15 protein-coding genes, 3 pseudogenes and 1 other annotated feature are annotated in these 21,842 nt (G+C 65.9%); of the genes and pseudogenes, 10 read left to right on the top strand and 8 right to left on the bottom strand.

Going from position 1 to position 21,842, the window contains the following annotated elements:
* Nucleotides 1-622: 622 nt before the first annotated feature.
* Together GFH29_RS12450 and GFH29_RS12445 are read right to left on the bottom strand one after the other, a co-directional pair.
* On the bottom strand, nt 623-2,200 hold the full coding sequence (locus GFH29_RS12450) for a hypothetical protein (RefSeq protein ID WP_153324078.1): 1,578 nt from the start codon (nt 2,198-2,200) through the stop codon (nt 623-625).
* On the bottom strand, nt 2,190-2,555 hold the full coding sequence (locus GFH29_RS12445) for a hypothetical protein (RefSeq protein WP_153324076.1): 366 nt from the start codon (nt 2,553-2,555) through the stop codon (nt 2,190-2,192). The genes GFH29_RS12450 and GFH29_RS12445 overlap by 11 nt, the downstream gene beginning before the upstream one ends.
* A gap of 217 nt (nt 2,556-2,772) precedes the next feature.
* Here GFH29_RS12445 and GFH29_RS12440 point away from each other — a divergent pair, with 217 nt between their 5' ends.
* A complete protein-coding gene (locus tag GFH29_RS12440) occupies nt 2,773-3,708 on the top strand; it encodes a hypothetical protein (protein WP_153324074.1) in 936 nt (311 codons plus the stop codon).
* A 164-nt stretch (nt 3,709-3,872) separates the two neighbouring features.
* Here GFH29_RS12440 and GFH29_RS12435 read toward each other — a convergent pair whose 3' ends face one another.
* From GFH29_RS12435 to GFH29_RS12425, 3 genes are all read right to left on the bottom strand, one after another.
* Complete coding sequence (locus tag GFH29_RS12435) at nt 3,873-4,280, bottom strand: hypothetical protein (RefSeq protein ID WP_153324072.1); 408 nt, start codon at nt 4,278-4,280, stop codon at nt 3,873-3,875.
* Between the two features lie 243 nt (nt 4,281-4,523).
* Nucleotides 4,524-5,114, bottom strand: coding sequence for a phosphotransferase (locus GFH29_RS20920; protein WP_153324070.1), 591 nt, complete (start codon nt 5,112-5,114; stop codon nt 4,524-4,526).
* A gap of 450 nt (nt 5,115-5,564) precedes the next feature.
* Nucleotides 5,565-6,764 (bottom strand): IS110 family transposase, encoded by a 1,200-nt coding sequence (locus GFH29_RS12425; protein ID WP_228387463.1) that lies wholly within the window; start codon nt 6,762-6,764, stop codon nt 5,565-5,567.
* 449 nt (nt 6,765-7,213) lie between these two features.
* Here GFH29_RS12425 and GFH29_RS12420 point away from each other — a divergent pair, with 449 nt between their 5' ends.
* Complete coding sequence (locus GFH29_RS12420; protein ID WP_153324068.1) at nt 7,214-8,092, top strand: hypothetical protein; 879 nt, start codon at nt 7,214-7,216, stop codon at nt 8,090-8,092.
* 242 nt (nt 8,093-8,334) lie between these two features.
* On the opposite strand, the gene GFH29_RS12415 is transcribed toward GFH29_RS12420, so the two are convergent.
* Nucleotides 8,335-8,517: a hypothetical protein gene (locus GFH29_RS12415; RefSeq protein ID WP_153324066.1), complete on the bottom strand. Its 183-nt coding sequence runs from the start codon at nt 8,515-8,517 to the stop codon at nt 8,335-8,337.
* A gap of 509 nt (nt 8,518-9,026) precedes the next feature.
* Between GFH29_RS12415 and GFH29_RS12410 the strand changes: the two genes are divergently transcribed.
* From GFH29_RS12410 to GFH29_RS12380, 6 genes and pseudogenes are all read left to right on the top strand, one after another.
* Nucleotides 9,027-9,659: a hypothetical protein gene (locus GFH29_RS12410; protein ID WP_153324064.1), complete on the top strand. Its 633-nt coding sequence runs from the start codon at nt 9,027-9,029 to the stop codon at nt 9,657-9,659.
* A 107-nt stretch (nt 9,660-9,766) separates the two neighbouring features.
* Complete coding sequence (locus GFH29_RS12405) at nt 9,767-10,312, top strand: hypothetical protein (protein ID WP_153324063.1); 546 nt, start codon at nt 9,767-9,769, stop codon at nt 10,310-10,312.
* 216 nt (nt 10,313-10,528) lie between these two features.
* Nucleotides 10,529-11,507 (top strand): annotated as a pseudogene (locus GFH29_RS20680) (IS3 family transposase); the annotation flags it as partial.
* A 44-nt stretch (nt 11,508-11,551) separates the two neighbouring features.
* Nucleotides 11,552-12,987 (top strand): annotated as a pseudogene (locus GFH29_RS12390) (IS30 family transposase).
* Nucleotides 12,988-13,020: 33 nt separating this feature from the next.
* Nucleotides 13,021-14,285 (top strand): IS3 family transposase gene (locus tag GFH29_RS12385; RefSeq protein ID WP_153323738.1). Its coding sequence is split into 2 segments (ribosomal slippage): nt 13,021-13,312 and nt 13,312-14,285, totalling 1,266 coding nucleotides; the frame shifts between segments, so codons are not numbered across the junction.
* Nucleotides 13,299-13,442: a sequence feature (AL1L pseudoknot), on the top strand. (Overlaps the previous gene by 144 nt.)
* Nucleotides 14,286-14,329: 44 nt before the next feature.
* Nucleotides 14,330-14,644 (top strand): annotated as a pseudogene (locus GFH29_RS12380) (integrase core domain-containing protein); the annotation flags it as partial.
* Nucleotides 14,645-15,429: 785 nt separating this feature from the next.
* Here the strand turns inward: GFH29_RS12380 and GFH29_RS12375 are convergent.
* Nucleotides 15,430-15,909 (bottom strand): hypothetical protein, encoded by a 480-nt coding sequence (locus GFH29_RS12375; RefSeq protein WP_153324057.1) that lies wholly within the window; start codon nt 15,907-15,909, stop codon nt 15,430-15,432.
* Between the two features lie 624 nt (nt 15,910-16,533).
* A complete protein-coding gene (locus tag GFH29_RS12370; RefSeq protein ID WP_153324055.1) occupies nt 16,534-17,055 on the bottom strand; it encodes a hypothetical protein in 522 nt (173 codons plus the stop codon).
* Nucleotides 17,056-17,345: 290 nt separating this feature from the next.
* On the opposite strand from GFH29_RS12370, the gene GFH29_RS12365 reads away from it, so the two are divergent.
* Both GFH29_RS12365 and GFH29_RS12360 read left to right on the top strand, forming a co-directional pair.
* Nucleotides 17,346-17,714 (top strand): hypothetical protein, encoded by a 369-nt coding sequence (locus GFH29_RS12365; protein WP_153324053.1) that lies wholly within the window; start codon nt 17,346-17,348, stop codon nt 17,712-17,714.
* A 3,445-nt stretch (nt 17,715-21,159) separates the two neighbouring features.
* Nucleotides 21,160-21,840: an SAF domain-containing protein gene (locus GFH29_RS12360; protein WP_228387462.1), complete on the top strand. Its 681-nt coding sequence runs from the start codon at nt 21,160-21,162 to the stop codon at nt 21,838-21,840.
* Nucleotides 21,841-21,842: the final 2 nt, after the last annotated feature.

Here is a 21,842-nt window from a genome sequence, read left to right as displayed (position 1 = left end):
GACGAGGCGGCAGAACCGGTCCCAGCCCACGACCCCGACGAATCGATGGCCCACCGAGTAGGCAAGGCGTGCAGCAGCTCCACGCGGAGTCCACATGGTTGACGGGTATGGCGCCACCCAGATTCGTACCGGATTTGTAACAGACGAGCGGCTAGCAACGGCAAACGCCGCCGAGCGACCACAGGGTCGCTCGGCGGCGTTTGTGCAGGTCAGCGGCTGTTTCTCGTGGTCGCTCAGCGTTGCTGAGCGACCACAGCCGGAGGCCCGATCAGATGTCGTAGTACTGACTGACTGACCCATGCTGACCTGCGCAAACGTCGAGGATCGCCGGCTATTTGTACCGGATTTGTAACAGGATACGTCGTCCTCGTAGCTCCTAGGCGGAGCGTTCGACACCATCAGGGCTGACGCCAGTGCTGGCCGGCCGCGGCGCAGAGTGGCTCTGCGGTGTCCTGTCGTGCGACGCCGTCCTGGTGCGTCGTGTGGGCGGTGTCGACGACCCCGAGCTCCTGAGGCAGGCCCTATCGTCGGCCCGGTAACTGCCATCAACTGCCGGGACGTTCTTCGTTCGACGTAAGGCTCACATCACTGATCGCTATGGTCCCGGGACACACCAGAGCCTCTACGAAACCCGGGGCGATGGGTGTTGTGTGTCGCGACGGCCCGCCGTCGAAGCGTTGTAGGCCGGAGCGGCCGGGTCAACGAGCGACGCTCCGCGCCTGGACGTTGGCTCGTCGGTCGTGGATCCTGCCGTGCCCGGGGTCGGCCCGCCGACGGCGTTGCCGATGGCGAGGCCAGCGGTGGCTGCTGCCGTGCCGCAGCTGGATTCGGTGGCGGCGCCAACTCTGCGGAGGGACTCTTGCACGGGCGGCGGTAGCGGGACGTAGCGGCGGGCGTAGATGGCGGCCGGGCTGACCCAGACGACGTCGTCGTCTGTTGGCGTTGCGACGAGGCCGTTTTCGACGTCGTTGTGGGCGCGGATCGAGAGAGCGCGGGCTGGGCCGACGAGGTTTGGCGCGGCTGCCTTCTCAGCGACGACGTGCGCGACCTCGGAGCTGGACTCGATGGCGCGAAGGCTGGCCGTGATGCCCTCGGGGAGTCCTGGTCGCGTGCCGATCACGTCAGGGGCAGCGAGGGTGGTGGTGTCGTGGATGAGTTGGCGATACGCCGCGCGAACCTCGGCCGCCGCGCGCGCCAAGGGCTCCTCGAGCCGGGCGCCCGGGGGAGCGAGGTCGCCCCAGCGGCTGGCCAGGTTGCCCCATGAGCGGCCGGCTTCGGCGATGGCGGGGATCAGGCGGTCCGAGGGGTCGAGGATGCCCGCGGTGGCGGCCGCGTCGACAAGGACCAGGGTGGCCCCGGCGATGAGTCCCTGGGTGCGGGTGATCAACACGACGTTGGACGGTTCGAGGTCGTGAGCCAGCGCGCGGTGGGTCTGGATGTCCCAGGTGGCCAGCGCTTGGGCCAGTCGGCCGGGGTCGTCGAAGGGCCGGGCTGCCTCGCCGGCGAGGATTTGGGCGAAGCGGTCGCTCAGGTAACTGCGGGCGGTGTTCTCGCAGGCGGACATCCGGTCGATCCAGACGCCGGTGGGGGCGACTGCATAGGGGGAGTGGTGCTGGGCCAGTTGGACGCGGTGGCCTGACCGGCGTGCGTCGTTGACGCGGTCGCGTCCGTGCTCGTGGAGTGCGACGTTGACGGCGTGGGCGGTGAGGTAGAGCCCGTGCATGATTCGGGTGCGTGCTGCCTCGAGGTCGCGGTGGGCATCGGTCTGCTCGTGGGCGATCTCGGCGCCGTAGCGGCGGACCAGAGCCGCGGCGTTGAGCAGGGTCTGGGTCATCTGGTCGATGCGGGGGCTGGTGGGGCCCTGACCTGGCCAGGCGGTGCGCCCGGAGAGGCTGGCCTCGATGGTGGCGGTCTGCGCGGCGAGGCTGGTGATGGGGCGATCGCGCTCGTCGCCGCCCGGTCGACGCCCGGGCAGTGAGGCCCACAGATCCTCCGCGGCTTCGACCATCGTGGGCCAGCTGCGCAGCAGCGTGCCCGCATCGTCACCGTCGACGTCCATGAGCAGCTGACGGGCCAGATAGTCGATGTCGAACAGCATCTCGCCGACGCTGCGTACGTCGCGTGAGGTCATGGGGATCTGGTCGACCTCGAAGAGCTCCTCGTCGAGGTCGGCGTAGGCCGGGCGCCGGTCAGTAGCCAAGGCAGCGGGCTTCCCTGATGAGGTCGCACAGGTCGACGACCAGCTGCGAGCTGCGGACCAGGTCGAGTTGGTGCAGCGGTAGCGGGCGGGTCAGGTCCTCGGCCGCGACGAGCAGCTGCAGCGGCGTGCGCTCCTCGGGGTCGGGGAGCGGCTCGACGTCGGGCAGCTTGTAGCCGTCGGGCAGGAGGGCGCTGGCCTGGGAGTGCGCGAGATAGACACCCAGCCCGAGGTCGTGGAGGGGGGAGATGGGCGCGGCGTCGTCGGCGTCGCTCCATACCTGAACAGCGGCCTGGTGCAACAGCTGGGTGATCGAACCGAGGCGGTCCCAGGTCGCGTCAGCGTTGCGGTTGTCCATGGGTGCTCCTTTCATTCGGAGGTCAGTCCGGCCCATGAACCCACGTCTGGCGACTGGGCGGCTGCACCGATTCGGCGGGCTGTGGGTAACTCGGGGCGCTGTCGGCGCCGGGGCACACACTGGTCCCGTTCGCCTATGTCGTGCGGCGGTCGTCGGACGATCAGCGCGAGCAAAGTCGACGATCCGGCGAGTGCTGAAACGACGGAGGAGGGTCGAGATGAGGGTCCCGACGACCGTGCTGAGGGTGGTCACGCTGACGCCGACGTTGCTGGTGAGCTTCGTCCTGATCGTGGTGGGGTGTGCCCTGCTCCCGCCGGCGTTGGGCCTGGTGGTGTTCATGGCTGCCGGCGGCCTCCCGGTCGTGCTCGCGCTGGGGTGGCTGCAGGCGCCGGCGATTGCGGTACTGACCGGGTCGCGGCTGGCGACGGAGGACGAGTTCCGGGTGATGGCGCCGGTGCTGGCCGAGCTGGGCGGCCGCGGCGTCGACGTCGCCGCGCTGTTCGTACGGCGTGTGCAGCGGCCAAGCACCCCGGTGGCCGTGGCGATCGGACGTCACACGGTGGTGCTCAGCCCTGGGCTGGTCGCGGCGACGTACCGCGGCGGTGTGACCGGCGCGGAGGCGGCAGCTGCGCTGGCGCATGCGGTCGGCCGTCGCGAGGCGCTCGGGCCGCGGCTGGAGCTTGCCGTGTTCGCCGCGACGACACCGTGGCGGCTGATGATGGCGTCGTTCCGGGGCGTCGGACGGGCCTTCGTCTGGCTTCCGTTCATGCGGCTGGCCTGGAGGGTGCGCGGCGTCGTAGGGTTCGTCTGTGTGGTGCAGTCGGTCGTCGAGGATCGGGCCTGGGTCGGCGTGCTGGGGGGTGCGGTCATCGCGTTGACCTACCTGGTGCCGGCGGCTGGGCAGCGGATCGAGCTCCGCGTGGAGGCCGAGGCCGACCAGTTCGTGCGCTCGCGCGGCCTCGGCCCGGTGCTGGCGCGGCTACTGGGTCGCTACGGGCACCCGATGACGCTCGAGCGGATACACCGCCTGGAGGCGGCCGTCGAGCAGCCGCTGCGGCCCCGGCTTCATCTGGTGCACGGTCGAGGCTGTTCTCTGGCGGGGGTGCGTTCGGCGGCAGGCAGACGCTGCCTTCGTGGACTGAGCAAGCCGTGAGGCGTGCCCGCCGGGTCGTCGACGAGCTGCAGACCACGATCGGCTCCGTGGACCGGGCCCGCCTCAGCGGCCGCGGTGACTCAACCTCGGCGTGGCCGGGAGCACCTGAGCCGCCTGAGAGAAATGTCGCGCAGCTTGCGGAGGGCCTGGGCGCGGCGGCTAGGTCAGGGGTGGAGCCAGGGCATCGACTCATGCCCATTATCGACGCCAGGGCTGACGACGTGTGCGGTGGCGTCGTGAGCGGCGTTCAGGTGCTTGTGGAGGTCGACTGCGAGTCCGCGGGCCTCCTCAAGGTGGAGACGGGCCACCCCGATAGTTATGGCCGGATCAGATTCGTCGGTCATCGAGTCCATGATTAGCGCCTGGCTGGCTAGGGCCTGCTCAAGTGTGCTGGACAGTTGGGAGACCGCCTGGGGGAGCGCGGCCGTGAGAACGGCGAACTCCGCGAGCTGGCTGGAGGTCTCGGCGGGGGTCTGTTCCGGCTGCCCCCTTGCGGTGCGGTTGAAGCCATCGACGTGCTTGCGGGCTGCGGCCGCGTGCCCGCTTGCGTCAAGCTGATCGTTGTCGTCCACCAGGTCGCCCTCTCTGTCGGGGACTGCTGCTGTTCTGACAGCGTCGTAGATCCTGCTGGCATCTGCCAGGCCGCGACTAGCCTGCTGTGGATAACGCCTAACGGGTCCCGCGGCGGGCGCTCGGTGGTTGTCGATGATCGGGCTACAGCCGAAATTGCATTGGTGATGTTCGCCTCCGACGCGAGGGGTCTCCGTTTCCGCTTTCCCCGCACTGCGTGGCCGGTTTCCCGCGCTCCGTGCCTGTCAGACAGGATGGCGGTGGCTGAGATGCGTGACCAGCGTTTTGTAGAGCGCAGGCTCGTCGTAATCGCCAACCACAAGGCTGGCAAGTACCTGCAGACGCCTTAGGTCGCGACAGTCCGCAAGTCGGGCGGAGTCGACGGGTCCCGAGTACGTGTTGAGGGCGTCGTCGGTGAGGGTCAGTGAGGCGAGGTCCCATTCGACTGGTCCAACGGACACGTCCTCGAAGTCGGTCCAGAGCGGTCCGGTAGCGGTCATGAGCACGTCTTTGATGTGGGCGTCTCCGTGCAGAGGGCGGCGTGGCCACGTCAGGGCCAGCGGGATTAGTTCCGCTGCCGCGCGATGAAGCGTCGGGTCTGAGGAGACGGTCAGTGCCGTGGAGATATCGGTGATGGGTCCGACAAGTGGGGGCAGGTCGCCGGAGTGGGACGCGAGGGCTTCGTGAAGGGGGGTCGGAACTACAGTCGGGATTAACCTCGGGACAACATCCCTGTGATTCAGCGCTCTGTCGCCGGCCCGTGGACAGTATGCCTCAACTGCAGGTCGGGCTTTGAGTTCCGGCCGTGCTTGCCCGCGTCGCTCACTGCGTGGCATCGACACAACGCGCACACCCCCTCACGGGCGAGCTAGACCTTCGCAGCGCTGACGCTCATGCGCTCCGCGATCAGCGGAATCGCAGAGTCGACGTCCCGAGGCTCCCTCCCTGCATCGCTCCCGCGGCGCGAGATGAAAGGAGCGCCGGAGAGTTACCTACTCACACGAGTGGGTTGCTTCGGTCAGTTCGAACAGCCCCGGACGCGGCGACGCGTTCTAATGGGCGGTGGGACCAATCGGCAGTCGAGTCGGCGCAGCAGGTGCCGCCTCCTGGGAGCGCGCCGATCCACCGGGCGGCGAGGCAAGACCATCCACTGAAGACAGACTGTCGACGGCGTTGCCTGGGCGGGCGGCACGCGACATGCTTCGGCCGTTCCCTCAGGCGTGCTGAGAAGCCTGTGGTCGACTGTGGCGATCGACGCCCACGGCCATTCCGGCTCCCCTCTGTTGTCAACCGGTGCTGGCGAGGGTTCCGACCGGTTGGCTCTTCCGCGTGCCGGGTAGTGCGGCGTAGCGTCGGGTCTGCGGGTCCGGGAGTGGCTGATCCGAAGTGTCGATGTGCGGGGGTAGGTCGACCGCGCTGGATTCTTGAGACGCCCCGCAGTGCCCTCCCGGGTCCGCACCTTCGGCTCGAACAGCGTCGGTGACGAGTTGCCGGTAGATGGCATCTGAGATGCGTCGCTTGAGGCAGCGGAGTGCTTCCTGAGGCTTCTTGCCGTCGGCGCGTTTGCGCCGGTAGTAGGCGCGTCCTTCGGTGTCGAGCCGGAGTTGGGTGACCGCGGCGATGTGAATCATGTGGTTGACCCGACGATTCCCGGCGCGGGAGAGACGGTGCCGGTTCTGCTCACCAGACGAGGCGTCCAGCGGCGCGGTACCGGTCCAGGACGCGAACCGATTGCGGTCGGCGAACCTGGCGACGTCGCCGACATCGGCGAGGATCCTGGCCGCGACCACAGCACCGACACCGTGGATGTCCATCAGCCGTGACTCCCGCGCCAGGACCATCGCCTTCAACTCGGCAGTGGCCTTCTTGATCTTCGCCTCCACCGCGATCAACTCGGCCAGCTCTTCGGCAGCGATGCGTCGACGGGTCTTCCCGGCGATGTCGCGCGGGCGAACGGTGGCCAGCATCGCCTTGGCCTGACCAGTGGTGATGTCGCGTTTGGCCTGGCCAGGCAGGAGTTCTGCGAGCAGCGCCTGCAGTCGGCACACGGTCTGAACACGACGCCGGGTAAGGGCTTCGCGGCGATCGGCCAGCATCCGCATCGCCTCGAGCTCGCCGTCGACCTTGAGCACCCGCAGGTTCGTCGGGCGCACGGCCACGACCGCGACCGCGTGTGCGTCGTGGGCGTCGGTCTTGCGGTTGTGGCCGGTGTCGAAGAGCCGGACACGGGCAGCAAGCTTCGCGGGCACGTCGACGACATGCTCGCCGGCTTCGAGGAGACGCTGGGCAAGCGTACGACCCGCGCCGTTGGCACCTTCGACCGCCCACAGGCGCTTCGGCCACGTCTTGGCGTAGGCACACATGGCGGCGTAGCCAGCCTGGTCGGTGCTGAAGCGACCGGATCCGAGGAGATGCTCGTGCTGGTCGACGACCTCGATCGTCGCGGACAGCTTGTGGGGATCGACCCCGATAACGACATGGTCCATGCGTTGCTCCCGCCTGTGCTCGTACCGATATGGACGGCGAGGTGGGCATTGCTACTACGAGCTGGGCAGTCCCCTCTTGAGCCACGCCTCGTCAGCGGTGCCCGGCGGGCCGCAAACCGGAATCGAGCCACACCCGCGGACGGGGTGGGCAGCCCAAAAGAGAGCAAGCCCTCCGGGCACCTGGACCGAGTCTGGCCGGACGCCGGTCCTACGGGAATCCTCTAGTAGCCCAGATTGACGTAGGTGCATCAGGCAACCGAGAGTTCTCCGCTGCCTAGTCGCAACGGGAGAGTCCCAAGCTCAACTGGTCCGTCGGCACCAAGCCCAAATCGGCCAGCGATGCACTTTGCCATAGGCAGGACGTTTGGGCTGGCAAGCGCGAAGATGTCCCCGTGGCCACGGAAGCACTGCCCGCGAGCGCGGATCAGTCTGCCTCCCTCCGGAGAGGTATGACACCCGATGAAATCCAAGATCTGATCAGGAAGGTTGCTCACGTACCTCTCCCATGGGTGGTCGCCCTGCTTATGACGGCCGTGCTGACTGCAGTTCATGTCGAACGCGCCCCCAACGGAGACGTCACTGCATCGTTCGGCGTGGGAAGTCCAACGCTCATCGCACTGGGACTCATCTGGCTTCCCATGTTGCTCAAGGTCTTCGCCCTCGTCGGGGGTTCATTCAAGGCTGCCGGCGTAGAAGCGATCGTCCCGGGCGTCCTGAGTGAGGCAGACGCAATCGAGTTGGGCGTGAGGACCCGTCAAGTGACGGGTGCCAGGGACGAGGCCGATCGAGCGGCTGCAGCCGTGGAGTTGGAAGACTCGATCGCCAGATTGACTCTGCCGGTTCTCTCGTCCGGTGAGGCACTGCCTGATTCAGTCCTTTCCCAACTGGCTCGCAGTTATGAGCACTTGCGCCGAGAAATGCCGTCTGGAGCGGCCCGAACATCGGCGATGACCCGAATCGTCAACGAGGCAAGCTTCCGGGCTTCGACAGCGGTTACGGACGCGCGGCCCAAAGCGTTGCGACTCCTACGTTCACCTGCGGAAGGCGATCGGATCGTTGGCCTCGCATTGACGCAAGAGACCGGCGACAGGGAGGCGGCGGATGATGTCCTCCGCCTCGTCACTGAATCCTCGACCGCGTTTGAGATGTTCCACGCGCTCCGAGCGGTACAAGAAATTGCACCCGCATTGGACTCTGAGCAACGAGCACGAGCGCTTTCGATCTTGGAGAGTGAGTCGGCCGATCCGCGCTCGGTAGGGATCAGCCAGGACGCGGGGCTGTCGTACCTTCTTCCCCGGACCCTGGCGATACTCCGTGAGCACGAATAGTCTCCGGTCGCCACCCGACTCCAAATCACACCCGACCAAGTTCGGTGAATGCAGGCACGACATAAGCAAGAGTGACCCTGGGCCCCCCTCTGCGATTGAGGTGTGACAGAAAGCCGCCCGGAGCCACCGTAGGGAATGTCCCCTGCGTGAGGAGTCACCGATGCCTCGTTTGCCCGGCGGGCCGGCTCGCGACCTGCCCGCGTGAGACGGCAAAGCGCACCCATCGCGGTGCGAGCGGTCGCTCACCAGACGTCGAGCGACACCACCAAGGCGAGGTCAAGAACTCCAACCACCACGGCCAGGGCGAGCAGTGTCGCGCCGTTGGCCGTCGCTGTGTTCGCTCCCTTCGCTACCTGAGCCCGGCCGACTAGGAGCAGCCCCAGGAACGCGATGACCAGTAGCGGTGCGAGCAGGAGGATGTTCACGCCCGGAGCCTTTCGCGAGATGCCGACGAGTGAGCGCTGAACACGGTGCGCGACGTGACTGACCTCGCAACGTTCCGCCACGACGACGAGAGGGAGGACCCGAAAGGCAAGTGCGGACGCCCACTACTCGAGGGTCACCTATCACACCCCAATCGCAGAGGGGGCGCACCCTCCGGTTTGGCTGGCGTGCCCCATCCGCGCGAATCACGGCAGGTCCGGAAGGCCGCAGCGCACGCCAGCTGCGGCAGGTCACTTTGGTTGCCTTGGGAGCGGAACCCCCGGTAGCGTCCTCGCGTCGAAGGTGCATGACCCACCGCCACCGCGCCCCGCCCTCACCGCCTTGTGCGTTGACGGCGGGCTGTGCCGAGTACTGGCTTTGGGTCCCTCCTTCCCAGTTTTCGGAGACAACTTCGGCAGATCAGCGCTCCACATCACCAATTTTAGTTCGCGGGCTAGACGGCGAGGAGCGATGCCTTTTCACGCGGGTGCGGAGGACGTAGAACCAGCGCATGACGAGACGTCGAATTGTCACCCGTTTCCTGCTCCCGGTTGTGGCACTGGCCGGGATGGGTGTCTCCAGCTCGCTAGCGGCGGATTCCCCGGGGGAGCCGAAAACCATCTACCCCAATCCGAACACCTCAAGTTTCTGCAAGAAAGAGAAGACGTTGTGCAGGACGGACAACACGACCCTCACGTACTTCCGTGGCACTTCGCTCAGCAGCGCGGCACGAACGAGAGTGGACAACATGATGAACAAGGTCCACTCTGACACCATCTTTTCCGTGAGAATGGAATCGCCGGCTGTCACTACGGGGTCCAGCGAGACGGACTTCATCTTCAAAAGGGACGCAGCGAGGATGCCCAAGGAGAGCACGGTCGGGTTGGCCCTTTGTGACGACCCCATCGAGAACACAGTGCGGTGCGACCAGACGTACCTGTACTTTCGGGACGCCGACCCGTCCCGTCCGCTCATCTGCCACGAATCCGGGCACGGGGTGGGTCTGACGCATGGGGAAGACTCCTACGACACCATCAGTAACGGCGAGGATCTCCTGGCCTGCATGCAGGATCCCCAGTCGGAGGCGGCGGGTTACCCGTTCTGGGGCGGCCACAACAAGAAGTGGATCGCGTACATCTACTGAGAGGCAGTTCGGCTATGAGGTCAGGGATCATCGTTCTCCCACTGCTGTCCGCTGCCGCGGTCGTGAGTGGGTGTGCGACGTCGGATGATCCGACGTCGGAGGTGTACGTGTACGAGGCGTCTAACCTCATCGACATCGACTCAGCGTCAGCGGCGGTGACCTGGTCGGACACCTTGGCCGTCTTCACCGTGGAGTCTGAACGTGCCCTTCCTGCCCCCTCGGGGGAGGAGAAGGTGCTGGCCGGGCGTCGTGTGACGGTACGGGTAGATGACGTGGTGTGGAAGCGCGCAGGGGCCGAGCAGCCCCCCGCATCGTTCGAGGCCCAGGCCGATGGCTGGGTCTACGGCGACGATGACCAGATGATCCCGATGAGGGCCGAGGACGATGTGCGGCTCGAGGTCGGAAAGACCTACCTGGCCCCCATCATCCGCATCTACGCATGGGGGTTCGGCGGCAACTACCTGGAAGTCGTCGACGGCGTGGTCTCCGCGGCCCCATACCAGGACTCCCCATTGGCCGTGCAGCTCGACGGGAAGACCGTCGAGGAAGCAGCGAAGGTGATCGCCGCAGCCCGAGCTGAGCAGGGCGCGGGCCCGTTGGCTGCCACCACGGCCGAACAGCTCGAAGCGACGGGTGTCGACATCGGCGGTTGACGCTTCCCGCGGGACGGCCCGCACGCGGCCGGCGCCGCCTCTGCGATTGAGGTGTGATAGACGACCCTCGAGTAGTGCGTGCCCGCACTTGCCTTTCGGGGCCTTCCTCTTGTCGTGGCGGGACGGTTGCGATGTCAGCCACGACGCGGACCGTGTTCAGCGTGAACCGCCCCAGGTTTGATGCCGCTGCTGTTTGAGTCCGGAAGGATGAACAGCATGCCGAAGATGATTGATCCTGCTCTGAAGGAGCGGGCCGTGCGGCTGGTGCTGGAGCACCGCGCGGAGTACCCCACGACGACGGCCGCGGTGCACGCGGTGGCCAAGCAGGTCGGCGTGGGCAAGGAGAGCTTGCGGCGCTGGGTGAACCAGGCCGATGTTGACGCCGGCGGGCGTCCGGGTGTCACGAGCGAGGATTCGGCCGAGATCAAACGGCTCAAGGCCGAGAACCGGCGGCTGCGTGAGGACAACGAGATCTTGAAGGCGGCCTCGATTTTCTTCGCCGGGGAGCTCGACCCCCGCAACCGTTGATCGTCGCGTTCATCGACGACCAACGCGCACTGGGTCGTGCGGTCGAGTCGATCTGCCGGGTCCTGCGTGAGCAGGGCGTGGCGGTCGCCGCACGCTCCTACCGTGCCTGGAAGCAGGCCAACCGGCTTGTCGCGGCGCGCACCGTCACCGACGCCATCGTCGTCGACGCGGTGCGTGAGGTCGCGTGGACCCGCAACGTCCACGACGAGCGGGTCCTAGCCCCCGAAGGTCTCTACGGGCGCCGCAAGATGACCGCCTACGTGCGCCGCACGTCGGTGCCTGGAGCCTCAGCTGGAGCGATCGATCGGGCGATGCGGACGCTGGGGCTGGAAGGTGTGCGGCGGGCGAAGACGGTCCGCACGACGATCCCCGCGAGGACGGTCGGCGGGCCGGTGACTTGCTCGACCGCAACTTCACCGCGCCCGCCCCGAACCGCGTGTGGGTCACCGACTTCGCCTACGTCCGCACCTGGGCCGGGTTCGTGTACGTCGCGTTCATCCTCGACGTCTATGCCCAACGGATCGTGGCCTGGCACGCCTCGACCTCGAAGGTCACCGACCTGGTCATGACGCCGTTGCGGATGGCGATCTGGCAGCGCGACCACGAGGGCCGCCCCGTCGAGGCGTCCGAGCTGATTCACCACTCCGACGCCGGCAGCCAAGGCGGATTCAACCGGTCGTCGCAACACCTTGACTTCGGAGGTGTTCGCGGATGGCGACGAGCGACTGGAGCAAGAAGACCAGCGATGCGCCGGAGGGGCTTCGTCGGCAGTGGCGTGCTGATCGGGCGCTGAGGCCGGCGATGCGCTCGCCCGGTCGACCGGATCCCTCGCGGGTGGTGCAGCGGGGGTTCTGGCGACAGATCGCCACGGGCATCACCTCAGCCGAGGCGGCGCTGAAGGTGGGCGTGTCTGTGCCGGTCGGGACCCGCTGGTTTCGCCACGCTGGCGGCATGCCGCCGATCTCATTGACCGAGCCTACCGGCCGCTACTTGAGCTCGAGGAACGCGAGGAGATCGCGATCCTGCGCGCCAAGACCAAGGGCGTGCGCGAGATCGCCCGCGCGATCGGGCGTGATCCTGGGACCGTTTCACGCGAACTGCGCCGCAATGCCGCGACTCGTAGCGGCAAGCAGGAGTACCGCGCTGGCGTGGCGCAGTGGAAGGCACAGCAGGCGGCAAAGCGACCGAAGACCGCGAAGCTCGTGACCAACGAGCGGTTGCGTGAGTACGTCCAAGACCGGCTCGCGGGAAACGTGCGCCGGCCCGACGGCACGGCCGTGCCGGGTCCGACACCACCACCGTGGAAGGGGCTGAACAAGCCGCACCGCCAGGACCGACGGTGGGCGACGGCCTGGAGCCCGGAGCAGATCGCGCAGCGGCTGAAGGTCGAGTTCCCCGATGATGAGTCCATGCGCATCAGCCACGAGGCGATCTACCAGTCGCTGTTCATCGAGGGCCGTGGCGCGCTCAAGCGCGAGCTGGTCACGTGTCTGCGCACGGGCCGTGCGCTGCGGGAACCGCGGGCGCGATCACAGAACAAGGCGCAGGGGCACGTGAGTGCCGATGTCGTCTTGTCCGAGCGCCCCGCTGAGGCCGACGACCGGGCCGTCCCGGGCCACTGGGAGGGCGATCTGATCATCGGCACGGGTCGGTCCGCGATCGGCACCCTCGTCGAGCGCAGAAGTCGCTCGACGCTCCTGGTCCACCTGCCGCGACTGGAGGGCTGGGGCGAGAAGCCGTACGTGAAGAACGGGCCATCCCTCGGCGGCTACGGGGCCGTCGCGATGAACGCCGCGCTGACCGCGTCGATGACCAAGCTGCCCGAGCAGCTGCGCAAGACGCTGACGTGGGATCGCGGCAAGGAGCTTTCCGGGCACGCGCTCTTCGCTTTGGAGACCGGCACGAAGGTGTTCTTTGCCGACCCGCACTCGCCGTGGCAGCGGCCGAGCAACGAGAACACCAACGGCCTCCTGCGGCAGTATTTCCCCAAGGGCACCGACCTGTCCCGCTGGTCCGCCGAGGACCTCGAGGCCGTCGCTCACGCGCTCAACAACAGGCCCCGCAAGACCCTTGGTTGGAAGACCCCCGCCGAGGTCTTCGAGGAGCAACTACGCTGCCTTCAACAACCTGTCGCGTGCCGGGTCTGATGGAGGCTCTCATTCCACGGAAGGATGAGAGCCATGGCAGCACCGAGGAAGTACCCGGACGAGCTTCGGGAGCGAGCGATCCGGATGGCGGTCGATCTGCGGCGTGACCCAGCGACCCGGTCGGGTGCGCTGAAGCGCGTTGGTGAGCAGCTCGGGATCAACCCCGAGACGCTGCGCAACTGGGTCAACCAGGCCGAGATCGACGAGGGCCACCGGCCCGGCGTCACCACCGCCGAGGCGCAGCGCATCGCCGAGCTGGAGCGCGAGGTCAAGGAGCTGCGTCGGGCCAACGAGATCTTGCGGACGGCGTCGGCGTTTTTCGCCGCGGCGGAGCTCGACCGCAAGCTGAAGTAAGCACCGCGGTGCTGGTCGACTACATCGACCAGCACCGCGATCGGTTCGGGGTCGAGCCGATCTGCCGGGTCCTGTGCAGGGCCGGGATGCAGATCGCCCCGAGCACCTACTACGCCGCCAAGTCCCGGCCACCGTCCGCACGGGCGGTCGCCGATGAGCAGCGGCTGGAGGTCATCCGCAAGGTCCATGCCGCCAACTACGGCGTCTATGGGGTACGCAAGATGCACGCCGAACTCAACCGGCGCGGTCACCGGATCGCCCGGTGCACGGTGCACCGCCTGATGCGCACCGACGGGCTACGTGGGATCAGCCGTGCGAAGGGTCCGCGCACGACCGTCCCGGGGAGCGGTCCCGACAGTCGCCCGGACCTGCTGGACCGCAACTTCAAGGCGCCAGCCCCGAACCGGGTCTGGGTCGCGGACATCACCTACTGCCGCACCTTCGCCGGCTGGGTCTACGCGGCGTTCGTCATCGACGTCTACTCCCGCCGCGTCGTGGGCTGGCAGCTGTCGAAGAGCCTGCGCACCGACCTCGCGCTGGACGCCCTCGAGATGGGGTTGTGGACCCGCGAGCACGCCGGCCAGGAGACCACGGGCGTCATCGCACATAGCGACAAGGGCGTTCAGTACCTCGCGGTGCGCTACACCCAGCGACTCGCCGAGGCCGGCGCCGTCGCGTCCGTCGGATCGACGGGCGACAGCTATGACAACGCCCTGGCCGAGGCGTTCAACTCGCTGTTCAAGGCCGAGCTGGTCCGCAACAAGGGCCCCTGGAAGAACATCGACGACCTCGAGATCGCGGTCGCTGAGTACATCGACTGGTTCAACCACCGACGCCTGCACGGCGAGATCGGACTCGTTCCACCCGTTGAGTTCGAGGACGAGCACTACCGGCACAACCCGGCGCCGACTACCCTCAGCGCGTCAGTTCAGAGCCTCCACTGAACCCGGCACGCGACAACCCGGTGTTGCAACCACCGGTTGAACTCGCCCAATACACGAGCATCCGGTTCACCGAGCACCTCGAGATCGAGGGCATACAGCCCTCGATCGGATCGGTCGGCGACGCCTACGACAACGCACTCATGGAGACCATCAACGGGCTCTACAAGGCCGAGTGCATCCGCACTACGGTCTTCCACCCCGGCGCGTTCAAGACCCTCGCCGACGTCGAGTACGCGACAGCCGGCTGGGTCGACTGGTACAACAACCGCAGGCTCCACGGCACGCTCGGGATGATCACGCCGGTCGAGCACGAGACCGCCTACTACGAGGCTCTCAACCGAGAGTCACAACCCGCATAGCAGCGGCAGAGAACCTGGGGCGGTTCACGTTTGACCCCTTGTTGGTCTGAGATTCTCAGAACAACAAGGGGTCAAACGCCAACGCGCCTTCGACTTGGGGCCACACCGGTCGCTGACATCTGTTGTGGATGAACGGGCTCCCTGCTCCGGTCGTAGAAGGGTGGCGACGCGTCGAAGCACGGAGCTAGCTGGCCCGTACCGATCGGGACGTCACAAGCGGGTTGATGACGAACAGGGGCCGCTCATCGAAGGTGTCGCAGGTCCGTGCGCCCGATCCGGGGCGTTTCGCCGCAGTGGGGTATCCACGTGTCGTGCCGTACCCGTCGCGGCCCCGTAGGGATCCGCTGCCCCAGTTCGTGGGGTCGGCGTGCGTTCGGCCCACCCCGCAGCAACGTGCCGAGAGCTACTGGCGTTTGTGGCCGCGGGATACCTAGCCGGACTGTCTTTACGTGAGCTCGGCGAGCTCACCGACCGGTCGCAATCTGCCGTGCGCCGTGCACTCGATCAGGCGGGCATCGCGCGTCGCGCTGTTGGAGCTCGGACGGTCTATGGCGACAGGGACTGATCCTAAGATCGCGGAAGCGACGAAGACGAGCAGCCCACGGGGGCTTTGCCTTACCAGGTGGCTCACCCGCACCCGCGTGGGCTACGACGGGCCGCTTCCTCCGGCGGGTTGGTGCGTCAGTTGGTCGTCGGGGCGCCCGTAGGGCGGGCACAAGCCTGCCCTTGGATGGGTCCCCGTTGGGGTCCTGGCGACATAACTCCATCCTTGATCAGACGCGCCATCAACTGCCGAACGGCGACAGGTTCGCCCCGTCGAACACCTTCCGCTCGTCGAGGTCCGTGTCCTCGATCCGCAACGAGACATCGACGAAGGTGCCGCCTGACACGGGGGATGTGGCCGCCACGACCCTGCCAAGGAGCACGAGTAGTTGGGCCCAGACCGCAGCATCCTCCGTCTCCTCAGCCGCAACCACCCATCCTGAATCAGCTTGCACCTCGAGCCCACCGCTCGAAGCGGGCGCCAGAGGCTCAGCTCCCCGACGGGACACCCGCAGCCGAACGTTCAGGAGCCAACGCCTCGCCACCGAGGCGCCGGGAGAGGAAACGTCCCTCAAAGGCACCGTAGACAGTTCCGATACTGGCATCTCCCAAGCGGTTTCCTGGTCCTGACCCTCCACATCGAAGGTGACTACCGCGAACTTCGCCTTCTGTTGGGATGCCGCTTGGCAGGCGGCCGCTGCGCGCGCGATCATCTGAGGCACGTCAGAGCCGTCCCAAGTAAGGGTCCAGACCCCAGCAGGTGCTTCCGTTGCTAGATCGGATACTCCGTCCGGCAGCCAGTTCGGCGCGGGTGGGGTGTCCCAGAGCAGGATCAACTCGCCTATCCATGACTGCGTCATCGTGGATTGAGTTTGCCGTTCGATTTACGAATCTTCGACTTGCTGTAGACCTTCGACTGATTCTCGAGCGCGATGACAATGTGCACCGCCCAGTAGAAACCCTTGGCCGATGGAGGATCGTAGGATTCGTCGGGCACATAGCACGGCTTATCGTGTTCCTTGTCAGACCCGGGCCGTTCGCACCAATTGTTCCAGGCTGGCTCTTTGCTCGTACAGTTACTCTCGAGCCACGCTCGATTCAACTTCGGGTCTTCCGCGCACCGAAATAGCTTCAAGCTTGTGTGGATTGTGTACTTCTTCGGGCAATACGCCCTCCCCTTCGCAACCACTCCACCCCCTTCTTTTGACCAATGGGGGGAACTGAAAATGACCTTGGAGCACTCGTCGAAGGGATCCGCTGCGGCAGCCGAAGGGCCAAATCCGACGCACATTGCAAGGAGTACTGCGATGGCAATGGGAGCTGGCAGGGCGTTTCTGACGCTCACGTCAGCAGCCTCCTGTTGCATTTCCGGGCGACTTGATCGAGACGTCCCCAAGTGCGCGGATTTTAATCTTGGGACAATTCAGTCCGACAATGTTGACAAATGGAGCCACGAAGGCAACAAGGTGCTCGGAACGTCCCGCGACCGACCCTTTGGCATCCCCGTTCCACTTGACATAGTGCGCAGGAACGATCTTCGTTCGCTCCTGGGTCAACACGAAGCTCTCGGCCCAGTTCTTAACGACGACCTTGCCAGAGTAATTCTCATAACTAGAAATCCGCATCCGAAGCGGATCCACGCAGAACGGAAGGGAGCCAGTGACCCGAAATACCTCATTGCCGAACGCGTTGATTGCTACGTACGAGCGCTGGGCCTCTGCTCGAGAGAGGCAGTAAGTACGGTCGGCCAGAGCGGCACTTAGTCGCCGCGGCGGCATTCCTCGGGGCGTCGACAATGCGCGCGTCGCGACTGGGGCGGCCTTCCAAGCACCCGTGAGTCGGGTCGCAGCGATGGCTGCGTCGGACATGCCCTTACCTCCAGCCCAGGTGGCGTAGGTCCGCCACGCCTGCGACTGATCAAGTCTGTCGGTCAGTTGTGCGCGGGGGCGTTCCACTACCGCCGCGTTGTAGGAGGCGCCGGCCGCTTCCGCTGGCGCGGCCACAGTCCCGACCGTGACCCCTGACATGACTACGGCCGCCAATGCGCGACCAAATCTTCTGCTCCGTCTCATTGTTCCCCCGAGATGAGTCTGCTGAGTGCTGAGACCATAGGGCAGAATTACGTGACATGACAGCACTTTGCTCAACTGGTCGGCGCGTGAAGCAGGCTGTGCTCTCGGCGACGCTTCTCGTTGTCGGGCTTGCCGCGTGCACGGGCGAAGGTTCGGACGCAGAGAAGCAGGCGCTCGAGACGTTCCAGGCAGATGTGCAGCAGGACCTCGTTCGGCTCGATGCCGGGACCAACCCCCACGGGGTGAGAGCCCAGGTTGAAGGGCTGCTTTCAAGTGCTGCCGAGGTGAGCGGGGTAACGATCGAGGACTGGGACTTCACCGGCCAGCGGGGCGAACTGCGTGCGGAGGTGCAGGTCAGCACCAGTGTTGGGGAGGCAGGTGGCAACGATGTCTCAAGCGCAGTCTTCTACCTTTACCTCTCTCCCGAGCACACTCGTTTCGAGGTTGCCTCCTAGCGTCCGACTGGAGCCGCGCCGAGTGACCAAGTGAGCGAAGCGCCGCACCGTCACTCGGACGTGCGGTGCAAGGTCGGCGACGTTCCGGGTGTGCAATCTCGCGAGGCTGGTCCGGGCTCAGTTCCTTAGCCGCCCCGAGGCCCCGGACGTTCCTCGGTGAGGTGCTCAGCCTCCTCGTCCTGCGTGCTAGCCACTTGGCCGGTCGCCGGAGTCTGCTCTGCCGACGTAGTGGGGCGGTCCGCCGAGTCCTTGACTGTTTGTTGTTTAGGGTCAGGCGGTTTTGGGTGTTGTTCCTTGACGTCTGGCCGTAGAGCGGTGACCTCGGACTCACCGGCCTGGTAACCATTGGCATCTTCCTGTTGGTCCACGCCGAAGCGGGTGCCAGCACGGCGGGTAGGTGGCGTAGGTCCCTGCTCAGCCGTGGTCTTGATTCTCATGGTGATGGCTGGGACTTGGTCGAGGGAGGAGGGGGGTGGGGAGCGGAGGATGATCCAGCTTCGCTCGAGCCTTTTGTTCCTTTCGTTGGAGTTGCAGAGGTTTCGTGTCCCGCGCTTGACTTCTGGTAGGCCAAAGATTGTGCGGCCAGTTTATTTCCATGCTTTGCTAGGTGGTTGGATCGCAGTCCCATGGCGGTTGGAACTATCAGGCTGCTTATCCCGAGGATGACCGTGACGGTGTTAGAGACTTCCCCGGCTGTCACCGCAAGTACGGCTACGGCCGTCATGGCCGAGATAGTCAGTATGAACGCCCACGGGGAACGCTGTTCTGAGCGCGCTGAAAATCGGCTTCCGTAAGTAATGGCGGTCCTTGGCCGGCGGGCGGCATCCGCTGGCGGTAAGCACTGGCTTCCTTTTTCGCCAGCTCCTCGTCCAGTCTGCGGTTCGCGGTGGCCAACTTACCGCGCGCATCCCGTTCTAGCGCTCGCTCTCGTTCGATTCGTAAGTGCAGTACTGCCAGCGACGCGACTGCGTCTGTGTGCAGTTGCTCCAGGCGCGCCTGGCGCGCGTCTGGGGTTTCTCCCCATCGATTCCGCTTCGAGGTTGCCTCGAGATCTTTGATTATCCTCAGTCGCTCCTTCATCAAGTTGTTTATGTTGCTGGTTGCTGCCACCACCTGTTGTGCGTCGTACTCGGGTCGAGTGGTCAATGTCCCATGCTCCTTCGGGCGGGCGCTCCGACTTGGAGAGCGCCGCTATCTGAAGGTGCCGAGAGACATCGAGTCCCCAGATCGCGCCTCGGGTACCTCATCCCGGTGAGCGGCCGGTCTGCGCGTCACCGGCCACGCAGCCTTCCGGGGTGATGCAAGCGGGTAACCAGCCCGTAGGGCACGTCAAACCGAAGACGGGGCAGACCCCTCCGCCGACCTTCGCACGTCTCGGCGAGTCGCGTGCGAGGCTCTGCACGTGGTCAAGCTCTTACGAATGAACATCTGGCTGGCTGTCATCGGAGCCGGAGCGCTATTCGCACTTGGATGGCTCGCCGGCTCATGGACTACATGTCGTGGGTCCGACTGCACTTTCGATGTTCAACTGTTCGACGCAGTCGGCACGTGGGTCGGTGGCCTCGGCACTGTCCTTGCGGTCTTAATTGCAACGCACCAGTTGCGAACCGTGATCGCAAGTAGCGCGCAAGTGGACCGCGCAAATGAAGCGGACGCGGAGGGGTCTGCTGCAAGAACGTGTGACAGGTCAGGTCAAGATGTCACCTATCCGTGCAGCAGACCCCGGGACACTCACCTGAGCCCGCGGTTCACGGAGGTTGACGACTGGTCCAGTCCTAGGCCGATTAGAAGGTCGGCTTCGCAGGCAGGCGTTCCACGAAATTAGAAGTTGCGTTCCCGGCGAGTCGGTCGTTCGCGCAGGTCAGGCCTTGAAAGGCCAGGTCAGAACTGTATTTCCTACCCCCCCTTCGTGAAGGGGGCCGAGCATCGAGCCGAACTCGGCGGCAGACACTTGCCGGTCGTCGTGTTCAGCCCAGTGCCACATGGAAACTTCGAGTCCTTCAGCAAGATGGGGTCCAGGGTCGGCCCAAGGGGTAACGATGGGCACGCCCGACACGGCGAGGTATCGAGCGACGGCAACTTCACGCTGCAGCCAGTCCAACGGCTTCGGGCGCAGTTCTCGACCGGCGGTCACGACTCGGGTGACTACAGGGGCCGGGTGTAGCCGCACGCGGACGCTGTACCCCTCAGCGATGACCTCGGGCTCGTCGGCAGGGAGTCCCAACATCCGCGCACAGGCGACCGAGGCTGACACAGCCTCGGCGGTCGTAGGCAGGACAACCAGTGCTCGCCCGTCGCGACTTCCATCCATGCGATGACCCTTTCAGAACGAGTCGACAGAAGTCGACGCGAACAGCAACAAGACCGAACCATCCGTATTCGCTAGATGGCAGGCTGGGACGCTACGGAGCAGCGCTCTTGAGGCGTCGCCGGGCATCGGCGAGCACCACTCATCGTTGTCTGCTTGCTCGATTCTGCCGGTGAGGTCGTTCGAGGCGAGCCGTTCTGCGACGCACCTTGGACTGCTTCCCGGAAACAACGCCGGCACGCGACAACTTGTCCAGCCAGTAGGGGCAAACTCAGTTAGACCTCGCCGTCACTGCGGTATGCCCGGACCGGGCGCACCCCGGGGTTCGTGGGAGTGAGGGCGACCGGGTCGGACCGGCGAGGCTCACGGGCTGGCGCCACCGAGCGCTCTGGCTCACGGGAGTCGACGAGGTCCTTGAACCCGGCTGCTGACCCCTGATCCACGAAGTCGGCGCCGGCCTGAGTCGTCGCGCTGGCACCCGGGCGGGGCGAATTGGGCGAGCGGCGTTGTCGCGTGCGGTGAAGCCGACGACGCCGGGGATCAGGGTTCTAGTTGGGGCGTGCCAACAGTCCGCCTCGCTTTCTGGTCACCGAGGGGTGAAGAAGATCGGTAAGCGGATACCCAATACAGGGGAAGATCGGCGGATGCCAGCCGGCGACATTTGTGGCCAGGTGGGGGACTGGCAGCGGGCCAGGCCGCCGACACGATCTGGAAGCTGGACGTGATCTCGCGGCCACGGGCATTCGCCGTGCCCCGACGAGTGTTTCCGCGTCGCTAGGTGCCCTCATCAGGACGCCCGCGCCCGCCAGCGGAACACTCTCGGCGTGAACCCGTTCGTAGTGCACACGGGTTTGACCGTCATCCACAGGTGCGAAATTCGTCCGGGAGCTTCGCACAAGGGTGTGGTCCCATGGGTGCCGGAGATTCGGAAGCGTTGATGTTCAGTCCCATCGGGGGGATTGGGCCGCGCGTCCCCTTGCGGTCAGGACTGGGCGATGGCATCTCGGAATTGGTCCACAGTTGAGAGCGCGACGCTCGACAGAAACGCACTAGTGCGTCGGTCGACCTGGTTCATCTTGATCGCCGCAGGCCCGTGTTGACCCATAGGTGACGGAGACACGAGAGGACTCGGGATCCATGTCGCTGAACACCGCTCAAGGCGCCGGGGGCGAGGCGCCCCCAGATGGCCGAGCCGCATCCAATCTCGACAACAGTCGACGTCTGAAGCGCCGCCGCAAGCCGTGGGTGTTCGCCTTGATGGCCGTCCTGGTTGCCGCCGGAGCGCTCGGAACCGCGTTCGCCTTCACCTCGATCAACGACACTCAAGAGGTCCTCGTCGTCAGCCGCGACATCAAGCGCGGCGAGACCATCGAGGCCGGCGATCTCTCGGTCGCGCGGCTGAGCGTCGACCCGGTACTGACCCCGGCGGCGGGGAGCCGGAAGGCCGACCTTGAGGGCAGCCGCGCCGCCGTTGACCTGTGGGCCGGCACCCTGCTCAGCGAGGAGGCCGTCACCGACAGCCTGGTGCCGGGCGAGGGGGAGTCCCTGGTGGGCATTAGCCTCACCGCCGCGCAGATGCCCGCCGAGCCGCTCTACTCCGGTGATGCCGTCCGGATCGTCGCCACGCCCGGCGATCAGGGCGAGGTCGCCAACGAGGACCCGGTCACGATTGAGGCAGTGGTTGTTGGTGTCAGCCGCGTGCAGGAGACCGGCGAGACCGTCGTCGACGTCTCTGTCCCCGAAGCCGAGGCGGCCGACCTGGCTGCCCGTGCGGCCACCAGGCGGGTTGCGCTCGTCCTGGACGCCCGGGAGCGCTGAGG

The sequence above is a fragment of the Nocardioides sp. dk884 genome, assembly GCF_009557055.1.
Classification (GTDB): Bacteria; Actinomycetota; Actinomycetes; order Propionibacteriales; family Nocardioidaceae; genus Nocardioides.
Note: the sequence above shows the minus strand (reverse complement) of the source record. Positions and strands in the feature narration are given on the sequence as shown.